The 6,118-nt window shown below is 53.5% G+C and carries 4 protein-coding genes and 1 rRNA gene; all 5 read left to right on the forward strand.

The features are described 5' to 3' along the window. Positions 1 to 86 precede the first annotated feature (86 nt). Complete coding sequence (pcrB, locus tag FE783_RS23665; RefSeq protein WP_138881877.1) at positions 87 to 782, forward strand: heptaprenylglyceryl phosphate synthase; 696 nt, start codon at positions 87 to 89, stop codon at positions 780 to 782. A 1-nt stretch (position 783) separates the two neighbouring features. Further along, the gene (gene pcrA, locus FE783_RS23670; protein ID WP_138881861.1) at positions 784 to 3,087 is read left to right on the forward strand and encodes a DNA helicase PcrA; all 2,304 of its coding nucleotides are present in this window, start codon (positions 784 to 786) and stop codon (positions 3,085 to 3,087) included. Positions 3,088 to 3,283: 196 nt separating this feature from the next. Next, complete coding sequence (locus tag FE783_RS39025) at positions 3,284 to 3,373, forward strand: putative holin-like toxin (protein ID WP_420799764.1); 90 nt, start codon at positions 3,284 to 3,286, stop codon at positions 3,371 to 3,373. 234 nt (positions 3,374 to 3,607) lie between these two features. Continuing rightward, the gene (gene ligA / locus FE783_RS23675) at positions 3,608 to 5,611 is read left to right on the forward strand and encodes an NAD-dependent DNA ligase LigA (RefSeq protein ID WP_202916246.1); all 2,004 of its coding nucleotides are present in this window, start codon (positions 3,608 to 3,610) and stop codon (positions 5,609 to 5,611) included. A gap of 383 nt (positions 5,612 to 5,994) precedes the next feature. Beyond that, a 16S ribosomal RNA gene (locus FE783_RS23680) occupies positions 5,995 to 6,118 on the forward strand; the annotation flags it as partial.

Below are 6,118 nucleotides of genomic sequence, written 5' to 3' on the forward strand. Positions count from 1 at the left end.
TTTGACGCTCGCATAGACTGAGAATAGTTTTATAAACGAAGGGAATAACGCCCTATACTCGGAGGGTAACAAGGTTGAGAATCGATATGCGCCGATGGAAACACGTGTTCAAGCTGGATCCAGACCGGGAAATGGAAGATTCGGCGCTCGAGAGGATTTGCTTGTCGGGGACCGATGCCGTTATGGTCGGCGGGACGACCGGAGTGACATTCGACAATACGGTGGACCTACTGTCGCGGATCCGCCGCTTCGAGGTCCCCTGCGTACTCGAGATCTCGAATCGGGACGCGATCGTACCCGGTTTCGATCTGTACTTTATCCCGATCGTATTGAATGCGGGCGATCCGGACTGGATCGTAGGACATCATCACCTTGCCGTGAAAGAGTACGGCCCTATGATGCAATGGGAACAAATCGTGCCCGAGGGCTACGTTATCTTAAACGGGCAATCTTCGGCGGCGGCCGTGACGCATGCCCGTACGAAGCTGGACACGGCCGATGCGGTAGCATACGCGAGAATAGCGGAGCGTCTTCTTCACCTTCCCGTGCTTTATATCGAATACAGCGGGACGTTCGGCGATATGGAACTGGTCAAGCGTACCGCTTCGTCGCTTGACAGCGCCCGGCTTTTTTACGGGGGAGGGATCGACGGGGCGGACAAAGCGCGCCAAGCTGCGGAAGCGGCTCATACGATCATCGTCGGCAACGCCATTTACGAGAACTTGGACCGCGCTCTCGAGACGGTTCAAGCGATACAAGACGTAGAGAAAGGTTGTCTGTAACATGAACGGAAGCATCGATATCCATGCGGCGGTAGCAAAATTGAACAAGGAGCAGCGCGAAGCGGTCGAAGCGACGGGCGGTCCCGTGCTGATTATGGCGGGAGCGGGCAGCGGCAAGACGCGCGTGCTGACGCACCGGATCGCTTATTTGATCGCAACGCGGAAAGCGGCTCCGTGGAGCATATTGGCTATCACCTTTACGAATAAAGCGGCTCGGGAAATGCAGGACCGCATCGGTAAAATCGTCGGCTTGTCCGCCTCGGACATTTGGGTGTCGACGTTTCACTCGATGTGCGTGCGCATTTTGCGGCGGGACATCGAACGGATCGGGTACTCGTCCAATTTCTCGATTCTCGATTCGACCGATCAATTGTCGGTCATCAAAGCTTGTATGAAGGAATTGAACATAGACGCCAAAAAATTCGAGCCGAAGGCGATCCAAGCCGAAATGGGCTCCGCCAAAAACGAACTGATCACGCCGGACCGTTACGAGCGCAAAATCGGCGATTATTTTCAAGGCCAAGTCGCCAAGGTGTATTCGCTGTATCAGAAGAAGCTGAAGGCCAACAATTCGCTCGACTTCGACGATCTGATCATGAAAACGATCGAACTGTTCCAAACCGTTCCCGAGGTGCTCGATTTTTATCAGAGCAAATTTCAATACATTCATGTCGACGAGTATCAGGATACGAACCGCGCCCAATATATGCTGTGCCAAATGCTTGCGGACAAGCATCACAACATTTGCGTCGTGGGAGACAGCGACCAGTCGATTTACAGGTGGCGCGGCGCGGATATCGGCAACATTCTCAACTTCGAGAAGGATTATCCGGAGGCCCGCACCATTTATCTCGAGCAGAACTACCGTTCCAGCGCGAACATACTGGATGCGGCGAACGCCGTCATCAACAACAATACCGGACGCAAGCCCAAGAAGCTGTGGACGGACAAAGGAAACGGCAGCAAGCTGATCCGTTATGAGGCCGGCTCCGAGCAGGAGGAAGGCTATTTCATTGCCGGGGAGATCTTGAAGAGCTACAAGCAAGGCAAGTCTTACGCCAAGCACGCCATCCTGTACCGGACGAATGCCCAGTCCCGCGTAATCGAGGAAATTTTGATCAAGTCGGACATTCCGTACCAGATCGTCGGCGGCATCAAGTTCTATGACCGCAAAGAAATAAAAGACATTCTCGCCTATTTGCGGCTCATCTCCAATCCGGACGACGATATCAGCCTCCGAAGAATCATCAACGTGCCGAAGCGCGGGATCGGCGATACGACGGTGGACAAGCTGGCGGAAGCCGCTGCCGCGCGCGGCGTTTCGATTTTCGCGGTGCTGGATCAGGTGGACGCACTCGATTTGAGCGCGAGATTTCGGGCTACGCTGGCTGATTTTTACGGCTTGATCCGTAATTTGAATGCAATGATCGAATATTTGTCCGTCACCGAGCTGACCGAGAAGATGCTTGAAATGACCGGCTACCGCGAGGAGCTGCAGCGCGAGAATACGATCGAATCGAAATCCAGGCTCGAGAATATCGATGAGTTTTTGTCCGTTACGCTCGACTTCGAGAAGCGCAGCGAGGAGAAATCGCTGGTTTCGTTCCTCACCGATTTGGCGCTGATCGCCGATATCGACACGATGGATAAAGAGGATGACGGCAGCAGCAAGGACGCGATCATCCTAATGACGATGCACAGCGCGAAAGGCCTGGAGTTTCCGGTTGTATTCATTATCGGGATGGAGGAGGGCGTTTTTCCGCATAGCCGGGCTTTTATGGACAACGAAGAGCTGGAGGAGGAGCGGCGGCTTGCTTATGTAGGGATTACGCGGGCGGAAGAACAACTGTATTTGACGTGCGCCCGGATGCGGACGCTGTTCGGGAAGACCACTGCGAATGCGCCGTCCCGGTTTTTCAAGGAGATACCGGGCGAGCTGGTCGAATCTGTCGGGGGATACGGCGCCAGCGGAGGCGTTTATGGCTCGCGAAGCAGCTACGGTGGAGGCGGAACCTCGGTTTACGGTTCCGCCGGGCGGGGGGCCTATGGCTCTCCGGCAGGGAGTGTGCTGGGAGCAGCGGCAAGTTCGCCAACCCGTGCGGCAGCAGCTCAGCAGCGGCCGGTCGGTGGAGGTGCTGCGTCGTCATTTGCCAACGGCGACAAAGTCAGCCACGGCAAGTGGGGGACCGGCGTCGTCGTAGCCGTGAAAGGTACGGGCGACGATACGGAGCTGCAGATCGCCTTTCCCGCGCCGGTCGGCGTGAAGCGGCTTTTAGCCAAATTCGCACCGATTACGAAACAGTAGACAGAGGCGAACAAACTTTCTGTTTCCATATTTTCCAAGGGAATCGGTCATGCTATAATGATGACAGTATACAATGGCTGTCTTGAGATCATAGCCATTGTATACCGGGTACAATTGAATCGGCATGCAAGGGGGTCGGCTAATCTCCCGAGAGCATATGCTTACGAAGTAAGCTTTCTTCGAAAGCTCTCAGGTGATGCCTGTGGAGGTCTACCAAACTTTGACGCTAATGATCTCATTCGCGACATTGGTTGTACTGATCCTATTCTTCCACAAAAAGAAATAGACCGCCCTGGCTAGGGATGCGGTCTATTTGAACTGTTCTACCCGATAGCCGACAGCCTTTGTAGCGGTCTCGTGTGCCTAGGAGTCGGTTGCAGCCGGCTCCTTCTTTCTAGCTTCATTATATTCATTCCACATTATTCCTGCAACGGCAGCAATGAATTCATTACCGGATGACAATACTGATTGTGGAAACACTTCGCCAATGAGAGGATGGAGTCGAGCGGTGGCAGACACGATGGAAGAGATGAGAGGCCTGATCGGGGAAATCGAGAAGCACAACTATCAGTATTACACGTTGGACGAGCCGACGGTCAGTGACAAGGAGTATGACGAACTGTATGATCGGCTCGTCGCACTCGAGCGAGAGTCGGGTGTGACGCTGCCGAACTCGCCGACATTGCGCGTCGGAGGCGAGCTGCTGGAGGGCTTTCAGCCGCATCGGCACAAGGCCCGGCTGTGGAGCTTGGACAAAGCGCAAAATCACGAAGACCTGATGGTGTGGCACACGCGGGTGATGAAGCTGATCAACGACTATAACACCCGTAACCCTGAGAATCCGCTGCCGGCTCCTTCATTTGTAGTCGAACTGAAGTTTGACGGGCTTTCCCTTAACTTGACATACGATGGCGGGCAATTGGTGCAAGCGTCTACACGCGGCAACGGAGAAGTGGGCGAAGGTATTTTGCCCCAAGTGAAGACCATCCGCTCCATTCCGCTCGAAATCCCGTACCGTGACGGCATCATCGAGGTGCAAGGCGAGGGTCTGATGTTCCTGTCCGTCTTCGAAGCTTACAATAAGACGGCTGCCGAGGTGCTGAAAAATCCGCGGAACGCTGCGGCCGGTGCACTCCGGAACTTGAATCCGAAGATGACGGCGGAACGCAAGCTGAACGCTTTTATTTATAACATCGGTTACTCGGATGACATCCGTTTCCGGGATCATCGGGAAATGGTGCAGTTTTTGCGCGAAAACCGGTTTAAAGTGAATCCTTACGTGAAGTTTTACGACTCTATTGAAGAAGTGGGCGAAGAACTACGGAGACTGGAAACCGTAAGGCATGAGTTCGATTATCTCATCGACGGGGCCGTCGTGAAGATCAACGACATGCGCACGCGGGAAGTTTTCGGCTACACGGATAAGTTCCCGCGCTGGGCGGTAGCATTTAAATTCGAGGCCGAAGAGGCGACTACGATTCTCGAATCCGTATCGTGGGAAGTAGGCCGTACCGGGAAATTGACGCCTAACGCTACCTTCGAGCCCGTCGATATCGGGGGAGCTACCGTACAACACAGCACCCTTAACAACATTGGCGACATCGAGCGTAAAAATTTGAAGTTCGCACTCGGCACGGCCATTTTCGTACGGCGATCGAACGACGTTATTCCGGAAATATTGGGCAAAGTAACCGACGAGCAGGACGGCGGGGAAATCGTCTTTCCTACGCATTGCCCGGCCTGCGGCACCGAATTGGAGCAAAGAGGGGCTCATCTGTTCTGCCCGAACCGGGTGGACTGCAAGCCGCAATTGATCGCGCGTATTACCCATTTCGCTTCGCGTGATGCTATGGATATCGAGACGTTCAGCGTGAAGACAGCGGAGCAGCTCTATGATGAACTCGGCTTGCGCGATCCGTCCGATCTGTTTTATTTGCAGTTCGAGGATTTGATCAAGCTGCAAAGATTCGGCGAGAAGAAAGCGAAAAAGCTTCTCGAAGCGCTCGAGAAATGCAAAACTCGCGACTTGTCTTCTTTTTTGTATGCTCTCGGCATCCCGAATACCGGTAAAACGACAACAAAGTCGCTCGTCGAGCATTACGGCAGCTTGGAAAAGCTGATGTCGGCCACGGCCGATGAACTGATCGCGATTCCGGATATCGGAGGCATCGTGGCGGAGAGCATCGTAACGTATTTTGCGGATCCGGTCATGACCCACAGTATAGAACGGATGTTCGCGGCAGGAGTAAAGCCATTCGTTGAAGAGAAAGCTGCGCCTGCCAATACGGATCATCCGTTGTTCGGCAAAACCGTTGTGCTGACCGGCACTTTGACAAGCATGGGACGGGACGAGGCGGCGAAGAAGCTGGAAGCGCTCGGGGCGAAAGTGACCGGAAGCGTGTCCAAGAAAACCGATCTTGTTATTGCGGGGGAAAGCGCCGGCAGCAAGCTTGCCAAAGCGAAGGAACTCGGCATCCCGGTTATAGAAGACGAGGAAGAACTGCTCAAGCTGCTTGAAGGTTAACAATACTAGATTCGCCAAATAAGGCGCCGGCCGGTACGAGTTCGGGCGGCGCTTCTTGTTGTTTTTAACGGTTGAAAAGAAAATAATAAAAAGGTGTTGCAATTCGCTTTTAAACCTGTTAATATAAGTTCTTGTCACCGCATGATTCGCCAAAAGACAAGCCTAGAAACAATGTCTTAAGAACTATACGGATGACGCCAAAGTTCCTTGAAAACTGAACAAATGAAACGGACCATAAAGTCGGATTTTCGGCAGCGCAAGCTCCGAAAAATTCGACAACTAGTCAGTACGAATTGAGCAATCAGCTCTTCTTCACCCCAAAAAGTGACGTGAAGCTTCGCAGCAACACCGATTACTTTTCGGGGCCCCGGGAAACCGGGACCTTATTGGAGAGTTTGATCCTGGCTCAGGACGAACGCTGGCGGCGTGCCTAATACATGCAAGTCGAGCGAATCCTTCGGGGTTAGCGGCGGACGGGTGAGTAACACGTAGGCAACCTGCCTGTAA

It is taken from the genome of Paenibacillus mesophilus (genome assembly GCF_005938385.1).
In the GTDB taxonomy this organism is placed as follows: Bacteria; Bacillota; Bacilli; order Paenibacillales; family NBRC-103111; genus Paenibacillus_AB; species Paenibacillus_AB mesophilus.